The following is a 23,355-nucleotide window of genomic DNA, read 5'->3' on the forward strand; positions in this document are numbered from 1 at the left end:
TGTTATGCCGTCTGGTTCTTCCCGGGCCGAGCCTGGACGAGGCCTTGTCCGACCGGCTGGGCGGTGGACGGGAACCGGACGCCCACCTGCGCTCCGAAAAGTCCACGCTGCGGCAGCCAGAAGTCCGCCAGGTGGTCCTGGACCGGCAGTGGGCCCGGAGCTCCCGCGTCCTCACCCACGATGGTGGCCTGGGAATCCGTCACGAGCCACAGCTGCCGCGGCTGGGCCTGGAACGTCTGGCCGTTGGGCACCACACCCGAGACTTTCATCCTTCCCGCACCGAGCAGTGGACCGGCGAATGCCCCCATGGCCCGGAGCACCAGCTCGTTCCGCCACAGGCTCTCCGGCATCCGCACGGCCATGGCGGTCAGCATCCTCGTGGCCGCGGAGGTGCCCAGATCCAAGCGCCAGTCCACGACGCCGGGAACCGTAATCAGCGCGGTGGAGGGCCCGCTCCACTGGATGTCGACGTCGGTCTCCACTGTATGGTGGACGGCTTTCCCGAAGTAGCGGGCGCAGCTGAACTCGGGCGCGGTGTTGGCGTAGATGGTCCACTCGCCGCCGGGCGTGCGGTGCCAGACAGAGCGGTAGCCGGGGCCAACGGAGCTAACCGGGAAATCCCGGAAGGCCAGGTAGTGGCCGCTGGTGAAAGGCAGGCCCAGGACGGCGTAGCCGGCGAAATGCTCCGCTGGGTCCTCGGGAAGTTCGGCAAGTGTTGGTGTTGCCTCTGCTGATGACTGCGGCTGGTAGATGGTCATGGCCGCCTCCTTTTCTCTATGCCTTGAGACTAGGAGCGGGCCGCGGCAGGGACATGGGGCAGTTGCCTCATTTAGCGTCGGTTTTACGCGGCACCGATGGCGTCGAGCCACTCCTGGAACGTTTGGCGTCCGACGGCGGAACCCGGCGGCGGGATCAGGCCGCCGTTGCGCATGGCCTTGCCCATGGGGCCGGGCACCCGGAGCGGAACGATCAGTTTTTTCTGCCGCGTCTTGGCCAGATAGGCCGCCACCAGGCCCTTCAGGTGTTCGGTCCGCGGGCCGCCGAGGTCCGGAATGCGTCCCTTCGGCCCGGACTCGGCCGCATCTACCAAGGCTGCGGCTACCTCCTTTGCTGCCACCGGCTGGGTGACCATCGTGGGCACGAAGACCAGCGGGCCCACTGCGGCGGCTTTGATGGACATCGGCACGAACTCGTGGAATTGGGTGGACCGGAGGAGGGTCCAGGGAATGCCGCCGTGCCTGACTTCGTCCTCCTGCACCAGCTTCCCGGCGTACAGTCCCGAGTTGGCCTTATCGATGCCCACAATGGACAGCACCAGACGGTGCTTTACGCCGGCCTTCTTCCCGGCTGCCAGCAGGTTCTGGGTGGCGTTGGTGAAGAAGTCCACGGCCTTTTTGGTGGACAGGACCTGGATACCGGAGACGTCGATGACGGTGTCGACGCCCTGGAGTGCCTGGTCGAGGCCGCGCCCGGTGATGAGGTCCACCCCTTCGGCGCGGCTGAGGCTGACCACGTGGTGCCCGCGCTCCCTGGCGACGGCCACAACGTGGCGTCCTACTGTCCCGGTTCCCCCTGCAACGGCGATTCTCATGGTTGGAATCCTATGCGGGTTCTACGACAAGAACCGGTGAGTTTCCGCCGCCGTCGCCGTGCAGCGAGGCTTTGCGCGGTTACCCCCCAGGAAAGCAACGGCGCGACAGTGCTGCGCTGAAATCGCCCGCGACGGACAGTGGTGGCTTCACTGGAGCCGCTTGAGCGTGAGCGGAGACTAACCGAAGCCTAAGACCTTTTGATCCTTTGGCAGTGGTGGTTTAACGTCCGAGCTCTGTGTGGATCGATCCGACGGTCAACCGAAGTGAGCCCTCGCAAAAAATGGAGATGAGTCGTAGGGCGGGAGGGGAGAGGCCCTTAGTCGGCCATTAGAACGGCATGTGTTGCATTTTCCGTTCCAACGCCGATTGTTGTGATAGCGGTGTGTCGATTACTTGAAAATAAATATTGCAAATATTAAGCGCGGGCGACACAAGCGTCATCCGTTGCTCAAGATTGCATCAAGATCTAATCAAGTTATGCCAAGGATACACCTTTTTGTCTTTGGCCGGCCCTTTGAACAAATACTCTCTTTTCAGATGCGACTTATCACGTCGAGAAGTACCACAAAGCTCATGAGCATTTTGAGCACTCCCCTTTGTGGGTCTCTGCGATTGATTGATGGGTAGCACTCGCATTTGCACTCGCACGAATCATTGGGGGCCACATTGTCGGAAATTGAATCCATGCCTGGAATTCCTCCTAGGCCAGAGGCTGCACCTCTATCCAAAACGGCAGATCACGGTCCCAGCGCTGAAGAGGGCGCCGCTTCACAGAATCCTAAGAAATTGGGGAAGCGCCGGTTTTCACTCTTCAAGAATAAAGCACAGCGGGGAATGATGACCGGCTTAGGTGTCAATTCCACTCCTTCAAAGGGCGCGAGCAAAGGAAGCCGCAAACCACGGATTAGATGGTATTGGGCGGTGAGCGCTGCGGTGGTCACCCTCATTGGAGGGACAGCATTTGGCGCAACTCTTCCAGATCCCACGAAAAGTGATGAGTATGTTGCTCTCCAGTCGCAGAAGGACGGCGTCAGCGCGGATCTAGCCAAACTGCAGAGTCGCTATAACACTCTGAACTCGAGTATTTCCGGGCGCGAGTCGACAATTTCTACCAAAGAATCCGCATTGACGGTTCGCGAATCGGCAGTGAAGGCCGCGGAAGACAACGTGAAAAAGCGGGAGGAAGCGGTGACGGCTGCCGAGAAGGCGAAAGCAGCGAACACCATCAAAGAAGGAACCTGGACGGTGGGCAGGGACATCGAACCAGGGACGTACCGAACCACTGCTGACGTAGCGGGAAGCTGCTACTGGGGCATCTACCGCACAGGCTCCAACGGGTCGGACATCGTGGACAATGACATTGTCACGGGCGGGCGTCCTTCGGTGACACTGTCAGTGGGCCAGGATTTCAAATCTTCCCGCTGCGGTTCGTGGTTGAAGCAATGATCTGATTCATGGTTGCAGAACAGTAAATCTTGCCACCGCCGAGAACCCGGCTCCTTCCCGGCCTGCCCCTACATTATTCCCGTTTGTGCTGAAGTCATCCGATGTACCAGGAGCCGCGGGGCTGATGCAAAGCTGTTGGCTGCCCTTTTCGCCTGTAGTTGAACTGGTCGAGATTGGCGCTGCGGTTGGGAGGCTGGCCTCCAATTTCACGTTACTGTCACCACTCCTTTATTTAGGCCGCCATGTTGGAGGTGGCCGGGTCACGACGCCGAGGAAAGTCAAACATGTCTTCAAAATTCACTATCTATACAGTCCTGCTGGTGGGATCACTCGCTCTTTCCGGCTGTTCAAGCTCTAAACCGGCCGTTACTGCAGAATCCACCACGACAGCGACACCGACGGTAACCGCGCCACCTGCAAATGGGGGCAGCTACTCAACCGTGTCGGCGCTTAAAGCCGCTTATGTCAAGGCCGGGGGTGCATGCCCGGACTTCATACAAACAAACAAGATCACACTTGCCGCCGAGTCGGCCGAGTGCTCGTCGAATACGGTCATCTCGACATACCTCTCAAGCAGTGACATCAGCCAGCTGATTCAGAATGTGAAGAAACTCAACGCAGATCTGAAATCATCTGGCGGAAACTCGTGGCTTGTGGGGGAGAACTGGGTCATTAACAGCCCGACAACGGCAGAAGTCCAAGGGAAATTGGGCGGAAAGCTTGTCAGCTTCTAGTTAATTGAGGAGCAGTTAGAGCCGATTCTATTGGCACATTTAGGGGATGGAGGTGCGTGCAGGTTGGTGGGACATAGCGGAGTGGTTCCCCAGCCAAACGATCTTCCCGAAGTCAATAGTCAACGATCCAGACAGGAATAAAAAATGACAGATAACACAACCATGACTGATGCAAAGCGCGACGGCAAAGCTCAGGCCGCGGCCGATAAGGCGTATCGCAAGGCCTCGCGTCCCTGGTTCAAGAAGAAGCGCTTCATGATTCCGCTGATCATTCTCGTGATAGCGATCGTTTCGTCGATGGCGAATGGCGGCAAGAGTAATTCTTCAGCCACTGCCACGCCTGCCACGGACGCATCAGCAGTCGCATCTGCTGCGGGGCCCGCAGCGGCAGCACCTGCGGCGGCGCCCGCTCCTGCGAAAGCGGCTCCTGAGGTGGTGCAAGTCGAAGCTGGTACTCTTCTGGCGGACTTCAAGGGCAATGAGGCCGCGGCCGACGCGAAGTACAAGGGCAAGGTTCTGCAGGTCACCGGCTTCGTCGATAAGGTCGACACTGAATTCCTCGATAAGGATCAGTACATCGTGCGGCTCGATAACGGCGACAAGTACAACTTCTTGCACGTCAACTGCAACGACGTGCCAGCAGCACGAGCAGCCACCATTGTGCCCGAGAGCGCGATCACTGTGCGGGGCACTTTTCAGGATGGCGGCGACCTCGGCGTCGAGCTGAAAGCTTGCGAAGTTCTCTAACGGGCTCATCCAGTCTTATCGGTCCGAGTCTGCGCCACTACCTGGGCGCAGACTCGGACCGTTCTGTTTGTCCAGGTTCTGTCTGCACAGAGAGTAATCGGCTCTGCTCTCAGATCACTACGCGGCCGCCGAGCAAGCTCTGACAAGCACCCTCTTCAATCGCGAGCGTCCCATGCCCATGTAGCAAGCCCCTGGTTAACCATTTGGCAGATTGAGGGAGCGAACGCAGGGAGGGAACCTACCCCGCGACCGCAGCCTTTGCTGCCCGAGTGGCGTTCATCCACTCGGTCAGCCAGGGCGCCCGAACGCTGGAGGTGATGCGGCAGTCGGCAACAAACGTTCCGCGAGCACCGGCATCGATCCACTCCTGCAGCGCAGACAGGTCATCAAGCGTACGGATAACAGCAGATTCGGCACCCAGGGCCCGGGCAACACCACTGAAGTCCACCTCCGGGATCAGCATCGGCTTCTCGGTCAGTCCCTGCGAGCCGTACTGGTGGATCTCAGCGCCGTAAGCGGCGTCGTTGTAGATCACCACGATCGCGCTGCGAGCCGTACCGATGAGTGATTCGAGGTCGGACAGGCCCATCAAGAACCCGCCGTCGCCGGAGGCCAGCACCAGGGTGCGGCCGTCCTCCACCGCGCGGGCGGCCCCGACGGCGCTCGCCAAGCCCAGCCCGATGGACTGGTACGCGGTGCCCACCATCACCAGGTCCTGCGGGCGCGGGATGTTCCAATACATGGGCGCCCAGCCGATGAAGTGGCCGCCGTCCTGGACCACGGTGCGGCGCTCCGGCAGGACGGCGTCGAGGGCGGTGGCGAGGGCGCGCGGGTCCAGGCGCCCGTCCACAGTTTCGGCCGAACCCAAAGCATGCCCCGGTCCGGCAGTCAGGCGCCGAGAAGCTTCCGCCCGCCAACCAGCCGCAGCAACCTCGCCATCGACCAACGACAACAGCCGCGAGGCAGCAACCTTGGCGTCCATGCCGACGAACAGGTCCACCCGCGGGTTGGTCGGCTGCAGCGCTGTGTCGATCTGAATAACAGTCGCATCCGGGCCGAGCAGGTGCCCGAACCGCATGGTGAACGGGCTCAGGCTCGCCCCGGCCACCATGACCACGTCGGCCTCGCCCATGAGCCCGGCCGCAGTGTCGGTGCCGAAACCGCCGGCCACGCCCAGGAACCCCTCGCCATTGAGGAGGTTGAGCGCGAGGGCGGTTCCGGCGGTCAGTGCGCCGAGCCGGTCGGCAAGTTCGCGGAGCTCCGGCCCGGCTCCGGCGAGGTGCGCACCCCGGCCGGCCAGGATCAGCGGCCGCCTGGCACCGGCGAGCAGGCGGCCAACCCGCGCAAGGTCCGTGCCGCCGTCGTCCGTCACCTTCAAAGCTGCCGGCTCCGGAAGTTCCTCGTCGGCAGCCTCGACCGCCGCGAGGTCGTAGGGGATGGCAAGCACGACGGCGGTGCGCCGGGTGAGTGCGTACTCCACCGCCTGCCGGGTGATGGCGCCCGCGGCGTCGCGCGTGACGGTGAAGGTGGCCGCGCCGAGGCCCGTGGCGATGGCGGATTGGTCAACGTCCCAGGGCCGGGCACCGGTGGTGGGGGCATCGCCGGTGACCAGCACCACCGGGATCTGCGCCTGGACGGCCTCGGCGAGGGCGGTGAGCGCGTTGGTGTAGCCGGGGCCGTAGGTGGTGGTGCCCGCGGCGAGCCGTCCCGAGGCCCGGTAGTAGGCGTCAGCCGCGGCGATGGCGGCACCCTCATGCCGGACAGCGGTGAAGCGGAGACCCTGCTGCTCCGCGGCGTCCAGGAAGTAGACATTGCCGTTGCCCATGACGCCGAAAACGTCGCTGACATAGCTGCTGAGAACCTGTGCGACGCGGCCCGAGACCGTGAGAGTAGTCATGCAGGCATCGTGTGGCCTGCATCTCACATTTGCAATACCCTGCGATGCAGCTGGGATTTTTGGCAGCAGACGAGCCCTGAAGTGATAATTTGCCCATTTGTGGTGCGTGTCACCCGCCTATTCCGCGGGGCGGGATTCCTGCTCCGACAGCCGGCTGATGAGGCCGTCGTAGCGGGGCGGCATGAGTTCCAGGATGGAGATGGCCGTGCTGGTCCGCTCAATCCCGTCGATCTCCAGGATCTCGTTGGTGATGCGGTAGAGGTCTGCCGTGCCGCGGGCCACCACCTTGGCCATGAGGTCCGCGTCGCCGGTGGTGGCGTGCACCTCGATGACTTCCGGGATGGCGGCGAGCCCGTTCTCCACCGAGCCGGTCCGGGTCTGGCTGATGGAGAGCGAGAGGAAGGCCATCAGTTCGTAGCCCAGCGCGGCGGGGTCCAGCCTGCGGCTGAAGGAGCGGAGCGCGCCGCTGCGCTCCAGCCGCGCCAGCCGGGCGTGGACGGTGTTGCGGGCGACGCCGAGTGTCCGGGAGAGTGCCAGGGCGCTGGCTTCGGGGTCCTTGTCGAGGGCAAGAATGATCCTGCCGTCGAGCGAATCGAGGGTGCGAGAGTTTGCGATGGTCATATTTTCACCAGAGCTACTAGAAGTTGAGCAGAAGTCCCAAGCACCGGAGCCTACCTTGCATTGTGGTCCGGGTCACTTCCATGATCGGACTTCATGACCAGTGATCAGCTTGTTGCCGCTCCCGAAACTGCGTTGCCCACCCTGCGTGGCGCGGTGGCGGGCCTTCCGTCCTACGTCCCGGGCCGGCGCGGCACCGGCGCGGACATCGCCGCCCTCGCCAGCAACGAAAGCCACTATCACCCGCTGCCCGCCGCCATGGCTGCGGTGACCGAAGCGGCCGGCAGGATGAACCGCTACCCGGACATGGCCGCCGTCGAACTCCGCGAACGGCTCGCCCGGCATCTGGGCGTCACCGCGGAGGAAGTGGCGGTGGGGCCCGGAAGCGTGGGCGTCCTGCAGCAGATCATCACCGGACTGTGCGACGCCGGGGATGAAGTGGTGTTCGCGTGGCGCTCCTTCGAGGCATACCCCATCCTCGTGGAGCTGGCGGGTGCCCGGTCGGTCCGTGTCCCGCTGGACGATGCCGAGGGTCACGACCTGGATGCCATGGCCGCCGCTGTCACCGGCCGCACCAGGGTGATCCTGCTCTGCACGCCCAACAACCCCACCGGAGTGCCGATCGGCCATGACCGCCTCGAAGCTTTTCTGCAGTCCGTGCCCTCCAGTGTCCTGGTGGTGATCGACGAGGCCTACGTGGAGTATGCCGACGCTGGCCCTGACTCCCTGGCGCTCTACCGCCGGTACCCGAACGTCTGCATCCTGCGCACCTTCTCCAAGGCCTATGGGCTCGCCGGCCTGCGTGTCGGGTATGCCATTACGACGGCGGCCATCGCCGAGGGACTGCGCCGCACCGCCCTTCCCTTCGGCGTGAGCGCCCTGGCGCAGAGGGCGGCCGTCGCGTCGCTGGACGCGGGGGAGGAGATGGAAGCGCGGGTTTCGGCGGTGAAGCTGGAGCGCGCCCGGATGGCCGCGGAGCTGGCAGCCCAGGGCTGGAAACTGCAGCCGAGCCAGGGCAATTTCCTGTGGATCCGTGCCGACGATGAGCGCCTGGTGAACCTGGTGGCCGCGTTCAACGGCGCGGGCATCCTGGTCCGGGCGTACCAGGGCGACGGCGTGCGGATCACCGTTGCCGGACCCGCCTCCAACAACCGCGTGCTCCGGCTTCTCGAAGCCCACCCAGCCTGAAGTTTTATCCCCAACAGTTCCACCTACAACTAAGAGGAATCCCATGGAACAACAGACAAAGACGTCTGCCCGCCCGCTCGGCGCAGCCCTCAAACCCCGCCAGCTCACCATGATGGGCCTGGGAAGCGCCATCGGCGCGGGCCTGTTCATCGGCTCCGGCGCGGGCATCCAGGCCGCCGGCCCGGCGGTGCTGATCTCCTACTTCGTGGCCGGCACGCTCATCATCCTGGTGATGTGGGCGCTCGGCGAGATGGCCGCGGCCAACCCGGACAGCGGCGCCTTCTCTGTCTACACCGCCAAAGCGTACGGGCCGGTGGCCGGTGCAACTGTGGGCTGGCTCTGGTGGCTGCAGCTGGTGGTCGTGATCGCCGCCGAGGCGCTCGGTGCGGCAGGCCTCCTGGCCACCATCTTCCCGGCGCTCCCTGTGTGGCTGATGGCCTTCGTGTTCATCGTGGTGCTCACCGCCGTGAACCTCACCAGCGTGAAGAACTTCGGCGAGTTCGAGTTCTGGTTCGCCCTGCTTAAGGTCGCGGCGATCGTCGGGTTCCTGCTGGTGGGCGCTGCCCTGCTCTTCGGCTGGCTGCCGGGTGTGCAGTCGCCGGGCCTGGCCAACTTCATGGGGGAGGGCTTCGCGGTCAACGGGTTCAGCGGGATTGCGACGGCGCTGTTCGTGGTGGCGTTCGCGTTCGGCGGCACCGAGATCGTGTCCGTAGCTGCAGCTGAAACAGCTGAGCCGGCCCGTTCTGTGAAGAAGGCTGTCCGGACGGTCCTATGGCGAATCCTGGTGTTCTACATCGGCGCCATCTTCGTGATCGCAGCGGTGGTTCCCGTGGGTTCGGCCGGGTTGAAGAGCCCGTTCGCCGCAGTGCTGGACGCCGCAGGCATGCCCGGTGCCGCTACCGCCATCACCTTGGTGGCTGTCGCGGCGCTGCTGTCCGCGCTCAACGCCAACCTCTACGGTGCATCCCGGATGGCGTACTCCTTGGCCGAGCGGGGCGAGGCCCCGCGTTGGCTGGCCTCTGTGTCCAAAGCCCGGGTTCCGGTCGTTGCCGTACTAGCCAGCGTTGCGTTCGGGGTTGTCACGGTGGTGCTCGAGCTTGCCTTCCCAGAGAAGGTCCTTCCCGTCCTGCTGAACATCGTGGGTTCGACCTGCCTGCTGGTGTGGACGTCCGCGCTCCTGGCCCAGCTCGCGCTGCGCCTCCGCGCCGATCGCGAGGGAACTGAACTGCCCCTGCGGATGCCCGGCTTCCCGTGGCTCACGGCGGTAGGTCTGGTCATTCTGGCGGCGATCTTCACGGTGGGCTTCATCGGCCAGGACTCCCGTCCCCAGCTCCTGAGCACTTTTGGGCTTGTGGCGGTGCTGGCGGTCGGGTGCTGGGTGAACCAGCGATCGGGCAAGGTTCCGGCCGCCGTTGGATCTCCGGACGAGGCCAAGCAGTCGGTTCTTATCGACTGAAGCAGGCGCTGCTAACCCTTTCACAGGTTTAGGCACACGAAAGGCGCGTCCGGTCTAGCCGGGCGCGCCTTTTGCCATGCCGCTGTGTGTTTACGTTTCGTCCCGTTACATGGCGGGACCTCTCCGCGCCTTCCTGCCCGTTCCGGTAGCTTCTGCCAAGTTCTGCAGATTTTCCGTGTTCAGGAAGCCAGCGACTTCGACTGAACCATCAGGCCGGACACGAATATCTACGCGATTGGCGGCAATTTCGGGGCGATAGGACCTGTACCGATCGGAGATGTGGATAAAGCGTTGGTTGGTGGAACCGACCAACGCTCTGTCTTTTTCCTGGTTCCAAGCTTGGTAGGGGCCGTCGACGAGCAGATCAATCCCGGCAAGGAATTCCCGAGTGTCCGCGTCCCTGTCCCGCAGTGCCTCGTACTCATAGCCGGAGAAAGCAATGACACCGAGCCCGTGTTCCTGCGCCTCCCTGGCCAACTTCGCACCAGCGGAAGGTTGGTCAAAGGGCTCACCCCCGATGAGCGTGAGACCCTCGACTTCGCCAGCTAAGGCACCCAAAACGATGTCGCTGACCCTTACGTCGCATCCGCCGCTCGGGATAAAGAGGTGCGGGTTGATGCAGCCCGTGCAGCGAATGCTGCAGCCCTGGAACCAGATGGCGCTGCGTAGGCGAGGGCCTTCAGCTGTCGTCCCGTGAAGAATCCGCGCTACGCGCAGTACGTCCGTGGTCAAAGGTCGAGTCTACGGGCTGCTTGATTTGCGCTGCGCCGTGTCGGCTGTGGCTGTGCCGGGGCCGTTGTGGCGGGACTGCCTGAGGTTCCGAAGAGGAGCCTCTGACGGTGCGGAATCAGAAGGTGCGGTTGTATCTGGGCCTTGGCCATGAGTTGCTCGAAGGATGTGAAGTGTCCTTGGCTCTGGCGCACCTCTACGATGCGTCCGGCAGCCGCCTGATCGATTCCGAGGGCCGCAACGAGGTCTTGGGCGGATGCCATGTTCACGTCAATGGGCCCCGTCGCGGCACTATGACCGGAAAAGGTGTGAGCCGGTGGGGTGGTCTGGACAGGCGGAGGAACTACTGACCTGAACGCGGCAGCCGCGGCGTTGGGGTCGTGGCCGGTGGCAGGACTAGTACTGACCGAGGGAGCGGAACTGCCAGCCTGGGCATACCACTTGGTGTCGCCAGAGTGAGCTTTCCATACCAGCCATTTCCGGTTCGTGATGAAGGTTGCCACGATTCCACCAATAAACGTTAGGAACCATATCCATCCCCAGATGGTGCTCGCCGTGGAGCGAATGGGTGCTGCTTTCGTACCGGCGTCAAACGTTCCGCTCGCCACCATGAGGCCGACTCCAAGGACGAGGAAACCTACGCCCATCTGGATCCACAGCTTGTTCTTGGCTTTCACCCCGCGGATGAGAAACGCCACACCCGTAAGTAAGCCAAAGGAGAGAATACTCCACAGGACCCCGGCGCTGTTCCGCAGCCGCCATGTTCGTGAACACAGTTTTTCTTCGGGCGTCATCGTCCGTTGTTCCCCTCATGCTGTAGTTGCTGATTTGCCACTGTTTGTGTGGCGTTTTGGAAGTAGGCGGGCGTCAGGCGTGAATCCGCAATGACTGCGTCCGGCAGGAGAGCCTGAATCGCGGCCAGCTCATCTACACAGGCTGTGCCCGGACCATGGGCCTCGGCAGTGATAGATCCTGAGGCTGAAACCGTGATAGTTATGGTCTTCTTTTGCATCATGTGGCCTGTTCGAAAACGAGTTGAACTTCTCCGTTTGCTGCGGTCTGCGAGACCAGAGTCATCCCCATTTCCGCCGCCCGGGCATGCAAGGAGGCGATCGTTCTTTCCTGCAGCAAGGCGCCAACGCTCATGTCCAAGGCGGCAAGCATATTGTTTGTGACTTGGTCTTCGGCGCCATCGACACGCCCGAGGAACACCTCACCGATGCGCTGAAAAGTGATCCGGCCGTAAGGGCTGTCGCCGGTAAGCCGCCCGTCTGCGACGCTGAGGCTGGTGGCGCCCATGGCAATGAGAGCGTCATACAACAGTTGCTGGTCTTTAATCCGGGTGGTCTTGCACTTCTCGCAGAGATCAGTGCTACGTGCCTCACGGATAGCGGCAATGGCGGCAATTCCAAGGGGAATGAGCAGAACTTCGAGACTCATGACCTAGTCCCCGAAGTCGATCTGCCGGCCACCACGCCAAGAGTTTACGTCTGCTGGCGCTGCTGATCCGCTGGTGGAGTAATCACCCCTGGAACTTGTCGACGTTGCGGCCACGGCTCGCTGTGAAGCCCAGTCTCGGACCCCCTTGATCTGCTCTGCTTGGGTGACGGACAAGGGGACAGTGTTGGTAATGGCCCTGCGGAGGTCCTTTTCGTTCAGCCGACGGCGCTCAGAGTAAGCCTCGAAGCAGGCACTGACGGCCGCTTCGGCAATTTCTGCGCCTGAGAAACCTTCTGTATGTTCCGCTAGGAAACCCAGGGAGTCGTTGTTGATTTCGAAATCACCAGTGGCCGCAGATCCCGCGGTCAGTCTCTTCTCGAGTTGGATGCGCCAGATGTGGACCCGTTCCTCTCTAGTCGGCAGGTCAACGAAGAAGATCTCGTCGAAGCGGCCCTTGCGGAGGAACTCCGGCGGAAGGGTGTCGATCTTATTGGCCGTGGCGATTACGAAGACCGGGTTCTTTTTCTCCTGCATCCAGGTCAAAAAGGTACCGAAGACGCGCTGGCTTGTGCCGGAGTCTCCACTGCCGCTGGAACCAAAGCCTTTTTCAATTTCATCTATCCACAGGATGGAGGGCGAGACAGCCTCAGCCAGCCTTAGCGCTCCGCGCATATTTTGCTCGCTGGACCCTACGAGGCCGGAGAATACCCGGCCGACGTCAAGGCGGAGTAGGGGCAGGCCCCAGAGGGTGGCCATGCACGTCGCGGTAAGGCTCTTGCCGCAGCCAGGGATGCCGGTTATTAGGACACCTTTTGGCGCCGGGATGGACCAGCGCTGGGCATCAGGCAGCCAGGAGCCGTTCCGCTTTTGCAGCCATTTCTTCAGGTTTTCCAGGCCACCGACGTCATTCAACGAACCCTCCGGCGTGATGAACTCCAGCAGTCCTGATTTCCGGATGGTCTGGCGCTTTTCATCCAGGACCAAGGCAATGTCAGAAGCGTCCAGTCGGCGGTCCGAAGCGATGGCGCGTGCGAAGGCATTTTCTGCTTCGCCAAGCGTGAGGCCCTGTGCCGCTTGGATAAGCCTCTGACGCTCGTCTGAGCTCAGATCAACGACGATCGATGCCGCATTCGCGCTGACTATCTCGTCTAGTACGCCCTCAATTTCGCCTGCTGTGGGCAAAGGAAGGTCAACGACAGTGACTTCCTTTTCCAGGTCGGGCGGAAGCGTCATACCGGGAGAGACGATGATAAGGGTGTGCGGGACTTCTCCTGTTCGGAACGCAATCGCTGCGTCCTGCACAGCACGCACCATGGTGGGCTCGGCGGGGCGGCCCTGCGACCCCAGGAAGTGGTGTAGATCAAAGAAGATGAAGATGGTCGGCTCTTGAGTCTTGATCGCTTCTGCCAGGGCAGCGTCGGGAGCGGTGGGCTTTCCCGTCATCTGACCGGGAGCGTGCAGACCCTTCGAAACGGTGTAGGTGATGACCCGCCGCTGGCGACGTATGTCTGGACTGACCGCGACAGCTTCCGCGGCAGCGACCACTCTGTCACCTTCATGGGTCTCGACGAGAAGGATCGGATGTCTCGCCCGGATCAACTCCACCAATGTGGCCCCGAACTTCAGCGGCGTCTTCGAATTCACTTATGCCCCCCGATATACTTCTGTCACAACTGGAGGAAGCATATCCCACCAACTTCCACCGTAGGGAAGGCAAAAAGGGCGGCTGACACAAGGACAAGTACGAAAGACACGCACGACGGCGCGAGCCGAATGCGAACGTATCGCCGGCTAAGGGATGAGGAGCCGCCGGAACAGTCCTTCGGCGCTCAAGGAAAAAGTCACTGCCACTCTTGAATATGACGTTCCCCGCAGGATCACCTCAAGATTGGCGCAGGTTCGCCGTTCGTCGCGACGGCCATCGGATACCGTCACATTCGGGGGAAATCTACGACGCTGTTGCGCTAAAGGTGTTACTCCGAAAGTTCCATGAATCGTACCTAGGAGAATTATGAAATACCGCAGCATCGCAGCACCGCTACTTTTGCCTCTCGTCACTTTCGGTATCTACTCCTTGGTTTGGAGTGTTAAAACGAAGAACGAAATGAATAAGTACGGCACGGGCATACCCACCGCTTGGTTGTTGGTCCTGCCTATCGCCAACATCGTATGGCTATGGAAGTACTCCGTGGGAGTCGAAGCTTTCACTCGTCGAGGTCTCGGACGTCATGCAGCTTTTTGGCTGATGCTCCTTCTCGGGACCATCGGTTCAGCCATAGTTCAGCACGAGTTCAATCGAAAAGTTGCACCAGCCCCACTCACCTTGCCGGTTTCCGCCTGACTCCCTATCTGACAGATTCACAAACCGGGCATAGGGAGATGCACTGTGACGACTTCAGCAACTAACAATTCACCGCAGGGCGGTCCTGGGGAGCCTGAGGAAGGTGTCTCCGGCAACAACAACTCGTTCCCTGCAGGCTCGCCCGAATTAGCAGATTCCCTGGAACCACAGACAAGGGTCTGCCGTAAATGCAGTGTGCAAAGTCTGACCGTCGGTGGTTACTGCCCGAGTTGCGGCACACCATATGTCGCGCGACGGCGTTTCGCCAATGTGAATAAGCGCCTTGTGGCTATAGCTACAGCCGTCCTCATTATCGTGGTTGCCGGGATTGCCATTTCACTCAATGTTCAGCATACAAACCAGGTCAATGCAGAGAACGCTGCGGCAGCGTCGGCGGCCGAAGCGGAAGACAAACGTCAGGCAGAAGCTACGCGGGCATCACAGGCCGCGGCCGCGGCCAAACAGGCAGCAGATGCAACCAAACGCGCCCAGCGGAAGCTGATAGTGACATCCCTAGAAGATTCGATCCTGAAGGACGCCGAGTCCCGGGTCGGCAAGGGAGTCCTCGAGGGGCCAATCACCCGGGCATCCTGCACCCCTATTGGTGGAGGTTCGTCCGATGACTTGACGGCCATTACCGGGACCTTCCAATGCATCGCTGTCAACAAGACTGAGGCCGACGGGTCATCCTCGGGCTACCGTTTTTCGGCAACTGTCAATTGGAACGATGCCAGCTATTCATGGCATCTGGGCAGCTGATTTAGGTCCCAGTGGGCACCGCAAACAACCCAGAGTCGTCTGTAGTATTAGCGGTTCCAGAGCTGATGCCCGTATTCGTTGATCAGTTGAGTCTCCAGCTGGTGGGCCTCGGCTCGGGTCTCGACTATCTGCCCCCGAACTTCCAGTCCTGCGTGGTCAATTGCTGAACGGGCTGCTGCCTTCGCCCTCGTAGGAGTGCCTGCAAGAGCCTCGTCCAGCCGCGCCTGGAGACACTTCGGATCTTCGAATGCCCTGCCGAAGGCATGCTCTCCCAATCCGGAGCCGGCTCCCTTGCCGCTTGCGTAGATTGCCAGCCAGCCACGGAGCCCATTACCTCGTGGCGCTCGTGGCGCTCATGGCCATGCTGTTCACCGCGCACAGCTACGGCCGGATGGCCATCGCCTACCCCGTGGCCGGCTCCGCCTACACCTACGTCCGCCGCTCCATCGATCCCCGCGTCGGGTTCCTGGTGGGCTGGGCCGTCCTGCTCGACTACCTCTTCCTGCCCATGGTCATCTGGCTCATCGGCGGCTCCTACCTCAGCGCCCAGTTCCCCGGCATCCCCATCGGCGTCTGGATCGTGGGCTTCATCGTCATCACCACGCTGCTGAACATCCTGGGCATCAAGGTGGCGGACAAGGCCAACTACGTGCTGATGGCGTTCCAGCTGCTGGTCCTGGTGTTCTTTGTGGCGCTGGCCATCGGCAGCGTGGTGTCCGCCAATGGGGCCGGGGGACTGGCCAGCGGGCAGCCGTTCTTCAACGACACCGCCAGCTTCGCCACCATCTCCGCCGGCGCGGCCATCGCGGCGTACTCGTTCCTGGGGTTCGACGCCGTCACCACCCTCACCGAGGAAACCATCAACCCGCGCCGCACCGTGCCGCGCGCCATCATGCTAGTGGCCCTGATCGGCGGCGGCATCTTCGTGGCGGTGTCCTACGTGACCCAGCTGGTGCACCCCGGCGGCGTGTTCGAGGACTCGGCCTCCGCGGCCAGCTCCATCGCCCTGCAGATCGGCGGGGGGCAGCTGTTCGGTGCCGTGTTCCTGGCCGGCCTGGTGGTGGCACAGTTCGCCTCAGGCCTCGCTGCGCAGGCCAGCGCCTCCCGCCTGCTGTATGCGATGGGCCGCGACTCCGTCCTGCCCAAGGCGGTCTTCGGCCGGCTCAGCGAGAAGTTCCACACCCCGGTGGCGAACCTGGTGATCACCGGCATCGTGGGCCTGATCGCGATCTTCCTGGACGTGGCCACGTCGACGTCGTTCATCAACTTCGGTGCTTTCACCGCCTTCACGCTGGTGAACGCCTCGGTGGTGTTCCACTATGTGCGCCAGCGCCGGGCCGGGCAGCAGCTGAACCCGGTGTCCTACGTGGTGGTCCCGGTGATCGGCGCGGTCATCTGTGCCTACCTGCTCTCCCAGCTGGATAGCAACGCTATTACGCTGGGACTGTCCTGGCTGGTGCTGGGCGTGATTGTCCTGGCCCTGATCACCCGCGGCTTCAAGGCCTCGCCGCCGGAAATGGCGGCCACGGAGAAGGCGACCGTCGAGGCAGCCGCCTGAGTCTGTTTCGTTTGTAGTGTGGCCGTTGGGCCGAGGGAAGGAATGTTCGTGAGGATAGCGCTGGGGCAGCTGGAGTCGGGCGCCGACATCCAGGCCAACCTCGCCGCGATCGACAGGTTCGCCGCCGAGGCAGCGCGCGACGGCGCCGGGCTGGTGGCCTTCCCGGAGTACGCCACCTACGAGAAAAAGAAGGTGGACGCGACCTTCCCCGCGGTGGCCGAGCCGCTGGATGGGCCGGTCTGCCGGGAGCTTGCCGCCATCGCCCGCCGCCACCGTATCGCGGTGGTGGCGGGCGTGGTGGAGACCTCGGAGGAGCCGGGCAGGGCGTACAACACTTTGGTGGCGTTCGGACCCGACGGCGGCTTGCGGGCTTTCTACCGGAAGATCCACCTTTTCGACGCGCAGGGCTTCGGGGAGTCGGAGTTCATCAAGCCTGGCTCGTCTACCGCGCCGGTGGTATTCGAGTACGGGGAGTGCGGTTCGGCCTGATGACCTGCTACGACCTGCGGTTCCCGGAGCTGGCACGGTCGCTGGCCGACGCCGGCGTGCAGGTTTTGCTGGTCTGTTCGTCCTGGGTGCCGGGCGAGCACAAAACCGAGCAGTGGCTGGCGCTGAACGCGGCCCGGGCGATCGAGAACAGCGTGTACATGGCTGGGGTGTGCCAGGCGCCGCCGGTGTCGGTGGGGCGGAGCGTGCTGGTGGACCCGATGGGTGTTGTCGAGGCGGACCTTGGGCTGGAGCCTGGGGTGCGGACGGTGGAGGTGTCGCTGGAGACGGTGGACCGGGTGCGGGAGTCGTTCCCGATGTTCCGGCAGCGGCGGCTGTAATGGCGGCCATGACCTGGCTTTTTGCCCGTGTCCTACACTAGTGAATCCGAAGGCCTGGCTTAGATATGGTCAGCACTGTGCGTAGTTTAGACCTACTCGGACCGAACTAGTCTCGCGCTATAGGTTCAGTACACACCCTTGTGACGGGCAACTACTGGGCTGCGCACTTAGCCCATAGATTGCCCTGGTTCTGCGACTACGGATTCATGTTGACTCGGCGGGTCTGCGGCTCCGGCCGGCTCCCAGCTACGGAAAGAGTTGAGACGCCAGGGGCATCGGGGTCTGTAGCCGACGCCAATCTCACAAAGTCAGAGCGAAAGACGTCGTAATAGACGCCGAAAAGGCGTCTCAATACCGTCAGGAAATTGACCGTCAGGTGTACCAAACCGGCAACAATCAGGAAGGTCCCTGACAGGTGAGCCCAGTCTGGTCGCGCGTCGCGCGGAACCGCAAGGGCAGTTGCAAGACTCATTGCGATTGCCAGCGCCAAGCCTGCACAGTATAGACAAGCCACAGCAGTTTCACTAGTAAGAAGACTCATCTTGCGGCGGATGCTTAGCTCTTCAGATTCGCTGATCTTGATTCGGAGATTAGCCAAAAATATGAACGCGGTGACCATAGCACCGACTAGCAAGCCCGTTGCAGTGAGGAGGGCCGTGGCCCCGCCCCTATCGAGCTTGAACTGGAAATATAGACCTAGCCCGGCAACCGCAAGTGGCAGGGCGAACAGAGCTCCTATAGCGCCAATTGACATTCTCTCCCTTCCGTCGCGGCGAAGAGAAGAGAAGTGGTTGACGACTATTGGCTTGATGCTGAACCTTGAAAGGTCTTGCATTTCATGCCTCCTGCCAGGATTGTAGTTCGGCCCTACTTAGGAAACCAGCCCTGGGTCGGTGTGAGACCCACCTCGTGTAGTACCGTGAAGACGGAAGACTGAATGGCCTTGAGGAAATCTTGCTCCAAGGGTCTGACATTCGTGTCTAGGGGGTAAACGAACCTCGGCCATCCATGACTGACTTCTAGGACCCTACGCTGCCCGTCCTTTACGGTGATGATCTTTTCCTCATCGAAATCCGAGTCGGTATAGTCCTTGAGTCCAACCATCCCTACAAGCTGGAACGGCTGCTTACCCTTGCCAACCATGCTCTTAAGTGAGGCTGCGAATTTTTTGGCAAGTCCGCTGCCGGGTGCCAAACCAACAAACATGCGCACGCCGGACACGCCTGAGGAGTCATCGAAATCGAAACTGGTTCGGTCGACGGACTGCTTGGTAACAAGCTCTACGCCAGTGATACCGACGTCTGGCTTGTTGAGGTAATCCATCCAGGCCACGCCGTCGGCAATGTCTTTTTCGAGATGCATTCGGAGGTTCATAAGACCGAGACGAAAGTTCAACTGGTTAACGAAAGGAGACAAAAGGCTCGCATTGCCCTGAACTTCCGAGATGATCACCCCGTAGTCCCCGCTGGGGGGAACGATGAGAACGATCCTGGATCCGCGCAGGACAGCCTCGTCAGACAAGATATCCTTCGTCTTCTGCCCTGACTTCACGTTTACCGCGCGTGCCTCGGAACCAAATACTCCCCCCGAAACCTCCGTGACCAGACCCCAGTTGTCGCGGCGTTCCGTGTCGACTGTGAAGAACGTGGACTTCCGGTCGTCCGCTTCACCTTGGTTCACCATCTGCTTAATTTCGCCCTCAAGCAGCGCCAACAACGACCCGCCGAGGGCCCTATGGTCGAACGGGTACCTGTCTTTGGGTTTTCCCTTGACCGACAACTGGAAGAGACTAATCCGGTAACCGAAGGCGCTCAAAGGCCCTGCCCCAATCTGTTATGTGCACTTGCTCGAAATATCTTCCCATTTCTTGTTGCTCCATCCGCGCAGCACTGTGGACATGCGGACTGAAGTGTTGGCCCCCCGACACAAAATGAGGCCGCAACGATGGTGGCTGAAGCCCTCTAGCGTTTCCGCTTCTGTCGGCGCGCTGGTTGTCGCTTCTCACGAGCTAACAGGTGCTCTATGTGTCGGCAGTTGGTCGCCTGCCGGGCGACGTTGACGCCAGCCGGGGGAGTAATTTAGGGTGCCCAGTGACTTGCGAGCCCGGAAGCGACTAATATCGACCCCAACTGCATCCCGTTTCGCCTCGAGTAGGCTGCGGCCGAGGTTGGCAACCGCAACCGCAGCCGCGTCCGTACCGCCGATACCCAGGCGAAGATTCCTGTTGAAAAGGACACTGGACCGGGTAAGCAGGGCCGCCAAGCTCAGCTACTCTCTGGATGCGCCAGCCTTCTGGAGCTGTGGCCTGTTGAAGCTGATGTAGTCTCTCTTGACGCCGCATTCGTAAGGGGCCGTGCGCCGACGGTTCGGGGCGACGGCCCGGCGTAACGGCAGTGATAGGTCCGACGGCATCGTCGCTGTGTGGCGATGCTGTTCTTATCTGGGGCGTCGATGTAGCCTCAAATTCCTGCTGCGAACCGTGTCTCCGGTGCGTGTGCTCGATTGTCGGGATCGGTTCCGGAAAATCGAGCAGCGGCTATAAGCGTGATGATCGTTCAATCAAAGGATTCTTGAACGATCACCACCCCACCGCGGCGGTCGTCCCTGGCGTTTTAACCGTTCCACCGCCCGTAACCCCGGCGCCCCTTCGTACCACGCGTTGGCCGGTGGGAGCCTGCCTTTCCGCGTCAGGCGCGGGTTAGCGCAGTGTATTGAAGTCCTCCTTGTGGATCGGACTCTTAGACAGCTCCACTCCACACGGAGGTCTTGTTTTTGTAACCTACATCTAGTTCAGGCCAGTGCTCTTAGCTGTTGTGCCACCTGGTTCAGTTGCCCGCCGCATTCGTCCAGCCAATACTCCGGATACTCGGGGGATATCTCTAGCCACCAGGTTTCCCCAGAACCTGAACCGGTATGCTGCCCCCTGACACCTATGACGTGTGTGTCAAGGATCGGTTTGGGAATAAGCCATGCATTCATGTCGAACGGTGCCAGCCCAAAGCATAGGCAGTAGTCGTAGTCGCGCTCGCGGATTTGTTGGAAACGGAAGTATCCATTATCCCACATAGTGGAGAACTTCACCTGGATGAGGATCCCATTCAAATCAAGATATAACTGGTTATCTACTGAAACCTGTTTCGGGAAAAGACCATGAAGTTGGGCCCATTCTTTTATGAGTTGTCGCGCGATTGAGCCCTTTGTTGCCGGTGGCTGAGCGAGAATCCACCTAAAAGGACTCTCATCCCAAGCGCGTGTTCCTGGATACTTCTCTTCGAGGTTCTCCAGTACCTGCGTCAGAAAATCGAGATCGTCTTCGGAGCGAATATTTGCCATAGCAACCCCCAACCCATCTCTCACAGCCTTTGTGAGCCGACACAACAATAACCTCAGATGCTACTGACTTGTCTATCGGCGATCAGACCTTGATTAGATGGCGACGTTACTCATGAGGCGCACCTTCACTACATACTCCCAATAGCGGTTCACTTCGAAGCTGGCAGCAGCACCGGTTACTTCCCAGAACAAGCCATGTGCATTCAGGCGTGCAGCATCGATGTGACCATGTCACTGCATGGGGTGCACCGCAAGTCGTGGACGGTTGATCAGACGGCTTGTACCGGCTGAGATTGTGCCGTGGTGAGCAGCAGCTCATGTTCCACGGGGTGTTGTAGCCCAGGAGTGAGTGGAGCCGGGCACGGTTGTAGAACTCCTCGATCCAGCGGCCGGTGGTCCGGATTGCGTCCTGCCTCGTTGCCCAGCGCCGCCGGTCGTAGAACTCGGCTTTCAAGGTGGACCAGAACGATTCCTGCATCGCGTTGTCCCAACACGCGCCCGTCCTGCCAACAGACTGGCGGATACCCAGCTGTGCGCAGACATCATTGAGCTGGGTGGAGGTGTACTGGGTGCCCCGGTCGGCATGGAAGACCACACCGTCCGGACCGCTACCGCGCAGGACGTGGGCCATCCGCAGCGCCCGCTCGACCAGGCTGGTCGTTTGGGTGGAGTCCATCGCCCATCCGATCACGCGTCGGGAACAGGCGTCCCTGACGGCACACAAATACACCCAGCCTTTATCGGTGCGCAGGTAAGTGACGTCCGAGATCCAGACCGCATCCAAGGCCCCGGTGTCCCACTTCCTGGCCACCAGATCCGGGATCGAATGGACCCTGACCCCGCCGATCGGGGCGACCGGCCGGACCCGCCGCGGCGAGACCCCTTCCAGGCCCTGCCGGCGCATCGAGTACGCCACCGTCTTCCGGTCAACACCGGTCCCGTTCCTTGCCAGCACGGCCCGGACCCTGGGTGCCCCGTAAACCCCGGTCGAGTCCGCATGGGCCCGCCGGACCTTTGCGTCCAGTTCCGCCCGCTTAACGGCCCGCACCGACGCTGCGGAGCTTCGCCTCCGCCAGGCGCAAAACCCGGACCGGGACAACCCCAACAGCCGGGCCATCCGCTGGACGGGGTAGTTAGCCTTCTCGGCCTCCATCAGTTCGAAGCATTCCGATTCTGCTGCTTGGAGGCGAAGAAGGCTGCGGCTTTTCCCAAGAACTCGTTATCCATCCGCAGCTGCGCGTTTTCCCGGCGCAAACGCTCCAGCTCCGACTTCTCCGACTCCGCCGCGGCGAACTCCTCAGGAGCGGCCAAACGCGCCCTCTCCTGGGCCACCCACCGGCCAAGCAACTGCTCACCCAGCCCCAGTTCCCGGGCCACCGGCGCGACCGGCCTACCCGTATCGATGACAAGCCGCGCCGCCTCCCGCCGATACTCAGGAGTGAATTTACGTCGTGTCGTGCTCACAAGAACACCTTCCCGCAGAATCCCAGGATGCCGCTACTTCAGGTGTCCACCAACAGAGGCTAACCCCACTGCAGGTTAGTCACAGGGCTGTCCACGTGGGATGGTTTGTCCAGCAGGACCCCTTTCGCAATAGTCCCCGTGAAGCGAATGTTCGTTTCGTTGGTACGTGAGCGCAATCGTATTGCGGTCACTGCGATGGGGCACATCCATGGAGTCTTGCCCCCGTCCAGAGCCTGCCTGTTTTTTGAGGGCCGAGGTGTGGCCGCAATAGGGGTTGCATTAGGGCGTGTCTCCTAAAGCTGTCAGCCAGATGCTGATTGCCCGGAGAACGGCTCCGCCGCGGTAGGTCAGGGCGAGTTTGTCGTAGCGGGTCGCCAGGGCACGCCATTGCTTGAAGATGTTGAAGTTCCGTTCGACGACGTTCCGGCCTTTGTAGTCCTCTTTGTCGAAGGCCGGAGGCCTGCCTCCGGTGGATCCTCGTCGCTTGCGGTGGCCGATCTGGTCGGATGGTTGCGGGATGACAGCGACGATGCCTCGATCCCGGAGCTGGGTTCGGATGGCCCTCGATGAGTAGGCCTTGTCTCCACGAACCCGGTCCGGGCGGGTACGTGGCCTGCCCGGACCGGCCCGGTTGACCTTCAACTGGTTCATCAGGTGGGCGAACATCGGCGCATCGCCGCCCTGTCCCGGCGCGACCAGCAGAACTAGGGGCCTGCCTTTGCCATCAACCAGGGCGTGGATCTTGGTACTCAGCCCGCCGCGCGACCGGCCAATGGCATGGTCGTCCGGTTCAGCACACAGATTCATGTAATTCGAGCCGGCCCCCTGTGGTGCGGGGAAGGTTCGTGCCGTGCTGGTGGGCACGGTTCACCGTCGAATCGACCGAGACCGACCAGTCCACTTCACCCTGAGAGTCCGCAACCGTCAGCAAAGCCGCCAGAATGCTGTCCCAAGTTCCGTCACCGCTATAGCGGCGGTGACGCTTCCAAATCGTCTGCCACGGACCGAACTCGCCAGGCACATCCCGCCACGCGATTCCGCACCGATACCGGTAAATGATGCCCTCGACCACCCGGCGGTCGTCCCGAAAAGGACGGCCCCGACGACCATCAGAGGACGGTAGCAACGGCTGGATGCGGGCCCACTGCCCATCAGTCAAAACAGAAGTACGAGACACTCATCAAGCATCCCGGCTTAACCAACCCGGGTTTAGGAGACACGCCCTA

Annotated in this window: 22 protein-coding genes and 1 pseudogene; 10 read left to right on the plus strand and 13 right to left on the minus strand. The window is 61.6% G+C overall.

The window, feature by feature from the left end:
- Window positions 1–2: 2 nt before the first annotated feature.
- The gene (locus ACTJK0_RS14445; protein WP_440745624.1) at window positions 3–758 is read right to left on the minus strand and encodes a hypothetical protein; all 756 of its coding nucleotides are present in this window, start codon (window positions 756–758) and stop codon (window positions 3–5) included.
- Between the two features lie 83 nt (window positions 759–841).
- A complete protein-coding gene (locus ACTJK0_RS14450) occupies window positions 842–1,591 on the minus strand; it encodes an SDR family oxidoreductase (protein ID WP_440745625.1) in 750 nt (249 codons plus the stop codon).
- A 787-nt stretch (window positions 1,592–2,378) separates the two neighbouring features.
- Here ACTJK0_RS14450 and ACTJK0_RS14455 point away from each other — a divergent pair.
- From ACTJK0_RS14455 to ACTJK0_RS14465, 3 genes are all read left to right on the plus strand, one after another.
- Complete coding sequence (locus tag ACTJK0_RS14455) at window positions 2,379–3,038, plus strand: hypothetical protein (protein WP_440745626.1); 660 nt, start codon at window positions 2,379–2,381, stop codon at window positions 3,036–3,038.
- 284 nt (window positions 3,039–3,322) lie between these two features.
- Entirely contained in the window at window positions 3,323–3,772 is a 450-nt protein-coding gene (locus ACTJK0_RS14460) for a hypothetical protein (RefSeq protein WP_440745627.1), read from the plus strand.
- A 144-nt stretch (window positions 3,773–3,916) separates the two neighbouring features.
- The gene (locus ACTJK0_RS14465) at window positions 3,917–4,519 is read left to right on the plus strand and encodes an OB-fold protein (RefSeq protein ID WP_440745628.1); all 603 of its coding nucleotides are present in this window, start codon (window positions 3,917–3,919) and stop codon (window positions 4,517–4,519) included.
- A 238-nt stretch (window positions 4,520–4,757) separates the two neighbouring features.
- On the opposite strand, the gene ACTJK0_RS14470 is transcribed toward ACTJK0_RS14465, so the two are convergent.
- Both ACTJK0_RS14470 and ACTJK0_RS14475 read right to left on the minus strand, forming a co-directional pair.
- Entirely contained in the window at window positions 4,758–6,416 is a 1,659-nt protein-coding gene (locus ACTJK0_RS14470; RefSeq protein WP_440745629.1) for a thiamine pyrophosphate-binding protein, read from the minus strand.
- A 117-nt stretch (window positions 6,417–6,533) separates the two neighbouring features.
- Window positions 6,534–7,037 carry an Lrp/AsnC family transcriptional regulator gene (locus ACTJK0_RS14475; RefSeq protein WP_440745630.1) on the minus strand — a complete coding sequence of 168 codons (504 nt, stop codon included), beginning with the start codon at window positions 7,035–7,037 and terminating at the stop codon, window positions 6,534–6,536.
- Between the two features lie 93 nt (window positions 7,038–7,130).
- On the opposite strand from ACTJK0_RS14475, the gene hisC reads away from it, so the two are divergent.
- Both hisC and ACTJK0_RS14485 read left to right on the plus strand, forming a co-directional pair.
- Complete coding sequence (hisC, locus tag ACTJK0_RS14480) at window positions 7,131–8,222, plus strand: histidinol-phosphate transaminase (RefSeq protein WP_440745631.1); 1,092 nt, start codon at window positions 7,131–7,133, stop codon at window positions 8,220–8,222.
- A gap of 43 nt (window positions 8,223–8,265) precedes the next feature.
- Entirely contained in the window at window positions 8,266–9,678 is a 1,413-nt protein-coding gene (locus tag ACTJK0_RS14485) for an amino acid permease (protein WP_440745632.1), read from the plus strand.
- Window positions 9,679–9,783: 105 nt separating this feature from the next.
- Here the strand turns inward: ACTJK0_RS14485 and ACTJK0_RS14490 are convergent, their stop codons facing one another.
- The 4 genes from ACTJK0_RS14490 to ACTJK0_RS14505 form a co-directional block, all read right to left on the minus strand.
- Window positions 9,784–10,410, minus strand: a complete 627-nt coding sequence (locus ACTJK0_RS14490) for a 4Fe-4S single cluster domain-containing protein (RefSeq protein WP_440745633.1) — start codon at window positions 10,408–10,410, stop codon at window positions 9,784–9,786.
- Window positions 10,407–11,201 carry a ComEA family DNA-binding protein gene (locus tag ACTJK0_RS14495; protein WP_440745634.1) on the minus strand — a complete coding sequence of 265 codons (795 nt, stop codon included), beginning with the start codon at window positions 11,199–11,201 and terminating at the stop codon, window positions 10,407–10,409. Before ACTJK0_RS14495 ends, ACTJK0_RS14490 begins: the two co-directional genes overlap by 4 nt.
- A 217-nt stretch (window positions 11,202–11,418) precedes the next feature.
- Entirely contained in the window at window positions 11,419–11,847 is a 429-nt protein-coding gene (locus ACTJK0_RS14500) for a hypothetical protein (RefSeq protein WP_440745635.1), read from the minus strand.
- A 3-nt stretch (window positions 11,848–11,850) separates the two neighbouring features.
- A complete protein-coding gene (locus tag ACTJK0_RS14505) occupies window positions 11,851–13,491 on the minus strand; it encodes an AAA family ATPase (RefSeq protein WP_440745636.1) in 1,641 nt (546 codons plus the stop codon).
- Window positions 13,492–13,858: 367 nt separating this feature from the next.
- Here ACTJK0_RS14505 and ACTJK0_RS14510 point away from each other — a divergent pair, with 367 nt between their 5' ends.
- From ACTJK0_RS14510 to ACTJK0_RS14530, 5 genes are all read left to right on the plus strand, one after another.
- Window positions 13,859–14,188 carry a DUF4234 domain-containing protein gene (locus ACTJK0_RS14510; protein ID WP_440745637.1) on the plus strand — a complete coding sequence of 110 codons (330 nt, stop codon included), beginning with the start codon at window positions 13,859–13,861 and terminating at the stop codon, window positions 14,186–14,188.
- Window positions 14,189–14,233: 45 nt separating this feature from the next.
- Window positions 14,234–14,947 (plus strand): hypothetical protein, encoded by a 714-nt coding sequence (locus ACTJK0_RS14515; protein ID WP_440745638.1) that lies wholly within the window; start codon window positions 14,234–14,236, stop codon window positions 14,945–14,947.
- A 298-nt stretch (window positions 14,948–15,245) separates the two neighbouring features.
- Window positions 15,246–16,505, plus strand: coding sequence for an APC family permease (locus ACTJK0_RS14520; protein WP_440745639.1), 1,260 nt, complete (start codon window positions 15,246–15,248; stop codon window positions 16,503–16,505).
- 48 nt (window positions 16,506–16,553) lie between these two features.
- A complete protein-coding gene (locus ACTJK0_RS14525; RefSeq protein ID WP_440745640.1) occupies window positions 16,554–16,994 on the plus strand; it encodes a nitrilase-related carbon-nitrogen hydrolase in 441 nt (146 codons plus the stop codon).
- Complete coding sequence (locus tag ACTJK0_RS14530) at window positions 16,979–17,332, plus strand: nitrilase-related carbon-nitrogen hydrolase (protein WP_440745641.1); 354 nt, start codon at window positions 16,979–16,981, stop codon at window positions 17,330–17,332. The genes ACTJK0_RS14525 and ACTJK0_RS14530 overlap by 16 nt, the downstream gene beginning before the upstream one ends.
- Window positions 17,333–17,528: 196 nt before the next feature.
- On the opposite strand, the gene ACTJK0_RS14535 is transcribed toward ACTJK0_RS14530, so the two are convergent.
- From ACTJK0_RS14535 to ACTJK0_RS14555, 5 genes and pseudogenes are all read right to left on the minus strand, one after another.
- The gene (locus ACTJK0_RS14535) at window positions 17,529–18,167 is read right to left on the minus strand and encodes a hypothetical protein (RefSeq protein ID WP_440745642.1); all 639 of its coding nucleotides are present in this window, start codon (window positions 18,165–18,167) and stop codon (window positions 17,529–17,531) included.
- Between the two features lie 32 nt (window positions 18,168–18,199).
- Complete coding sequence (locus ACTJK0_RS14540) at window positions 18,200–19,147, minus strand: hypothetical protein (protein WP_440745643.1); 948 nt, start codon at window positions 19,145–19,147, stop codon at window positions 18,200–18,202.
- A gap of 975 nt (window positions 19,148–20,122) precedes the next feature.
- Entirely contained in the window at window positions 20,123–20,665 is a 543-nt protein-coding gene (locus tag ACTJK0_RS14545) for a hypothetical protein (RefSeq protein ID WP_440745644.1), read from the minus strand.
- Between the two features lie 325 nt (window positions 20,666–20,990).
- Window positions 20,991–22,129, minus strand: a pseudogene (locus tag ACTJK0_RS14550) (IS3 family transposase); the annotation flags it as partial.
- 279 nt (window positions 22,130–22,408) lie between these two features.
- Window positions 22,409–23,306 (minus strand): IS5 family transposase gene (locus tag ACTJK0_RS14555; RefSeq protein ID WP_440744999.1). Its coding sequence is split into 2 segments (ribosomal slippage): window positions 22,409–22,954 and window positions 22,956–23,306, totalling 897 coding nucleotides; the frame shifts between segments, so codons are not numbered across the junction.
- Between the last annotated feature and the right edge of the window lie 49 nt (window positions 23,307–23,355).

Source organism: Paenarthrobacter sp. 22069, from assembly GCF_052046035.1.
Lineage (GTDB): Bacteria > Actinomycetota > Actinomycetes > Actinomycetales > Micrococcaceae > Arthrobacter.

Excerpts from the sequence above, each read along its gene's own strand:
- ACTJK0_RS14475 (WP_440745630.1), bottom strand. The coding sequence starts at position 7,037 with ATGACCATCGCAAACTCTCGCACCCTCGATTCGCTCGACGGCAGGATC.
- hisC (WP_440745631.1), top strand. The coding sequence starts at position 7,131 with ATGACCAGTGATCAGCTTGTTGCCGCTCCCGAAACTGCGTTGCCCACC.
- ACTJK0_RS14460 (WP_440745627.1), top strand. The coding sequence starts at position 3,323 with ATGTCTTCAAAATTCACTATCTATACAGTCCTGCTGGTGGGATCACTC.
- ACTJK0_RS14545 (WP_440745644.1), bottom strand. The coding sequence starts at position 20,665 with ATGGCAAATATTCGCTCCGAAGACGATCTCGATTTTCTGACGCAGGTA.
- ACTJK0_RS14445 (WP_440745624.1), bottom strand. The coding sequence starts at position 758 with ATGACCATCTACCAGCCGCAGTCATCAGCAGAGGCAACACCAACACTT.
- ACTJK0_RS14535 (WP_440745642.1), bottom strand. The coding sequence starts at position 18,167 with ATGCAAGACCTTTCAAGGTTCAGCATCAAGCCAATAGTCGTCAACCAC.
- ACTJK0_RS14465 (WP_440745628.1), top strand. The coding sequence starts at position 3,917 with ATGACAGATAACACAACCATGACTGATGCAAAGCGCGACGGCAAAGCT.
- ACTJK0_RS14450 (WP_440745625.1), bottom strand. The coding sequence starts at position 1,591 with ATGAGAATCGCCGTTGCAGGGGGAACCGGGACAGTAGGACGCCACGTT.
- ACTJK0_RS14470 (WP_440745629.1), bottom strand. The coding sequence starts at position 6,416 with ATGACTACTCTCACGGTCTCGGGCCGCGTCGCACAGGTTCTCAGCAGC.
- ACTJK0_RS14510 (WP_440745637.1), top strand. The coding sequence starts at position 13,859 with ATGAAATACCGCAGCATCGCAGCACCGCTACTTTTGCCTCTCGTCACT.
- ACTJK0_RS14495 (WP_440745634.1), bottom strand. The coding sequence starts at position 11,201 with ATGACGCCCGAAGAAAAACTGTGTTCACGAACATGGCGGCTGCGGAAC.
- ACTJK0_RS14485 (WP_440745632.1), top strand. The coding sequence starts at position 8,266 with ATGGAACAACAGACAAAGACGTCTGCCCGCCCGCTCGGCGCAGCCCTC.
- ACTJK0_RS14500 (WP_440745635.1), bottom strand. The coding sequence starts at position 11,847 with ATGAGTCTCGAAGTTCTGCTCATTCCCCTTGGAATTGCCGCCATTGCC.